Source organism: Microbacterium testaceum (assembly GCF_001476655.1).
In the GTDB taxonomy this organism is placed as follows: domain Bacteria; phylum Actinomycetota; class Actinomycetes; order Actinomycetales; family Microbacteriaceae; genus Microbacterium; species Microbacterium testaceum_C.
This window is the reverse complement of the sequence record NZ_LDRT01000269.1, coordinates 1-501: the sequence shown is the minus strand read 5'-3', so window position 1 is coordinate 501 and position 501 is coordinate 1. Positions and strand designations below refer to the sequence as shown.

Annotated in this window: 1 protein-coding gene; it reads left to right on the top strand. The window is 76.6% G+C overall.

What is annotated here, in order from left to right; genetic code table 11:
* Positions 1-415, top strand: a 415-nt coding sequence (locus NS220_RS18935) for a (2Fe-2S)-binding protein (RefSeq protein WP_193755435.1), incomplete at its 5' end; no start/stop codon positions are given.
* Positions 416-501: the final 86 nt, after the last annotated feature.

Sequence of the window (501 nt, the reverse complement as noted above, 5' to 3'; positions counted from 1 at the left end):
TCCCGGATGCCACGGCCCCCAGGTCACCCTCTGGGCCGACCCCGCGCGCGGCGCCTACGTGAAGCTCGTCACCGTCGAGGGCGTGCTGACCGGCTTCGTCGCGGTCGGGATGCCGCGCACCGGCGCCGAGCTGACCCTGCTGTTCGAGCGCGGATCGGAGCTTCCCGCGGACCGTTCGTCTCTGCTGCGCCTGGACGCCGCGGATGCCGGGATGGCGGTGGTCACCGATCCCTTCGCCGCCGACGCCACGGTGTGCTGGTGCAACGGCGTGAGCGCCGGGGCCATCCGCGAGGCGGTCGCCGCCGGGGAGCCGACGGTCGCGTGCGTGAAGGCCGCGACCCGCGCCGGCACCGGCTGCGGCGGGTGCGTGGGCCGGATCAGCGAGTTGCTGGCACGGGAGGCCGTGCCGGCGTAGGGGGCGCGCTGATGCCCCCGGCGGTGTCCCGGGCTCCGGAGCTCTCCGGCGTTTTCGCCCGCGCGGGGCTGCCCGACGCGCGCCGT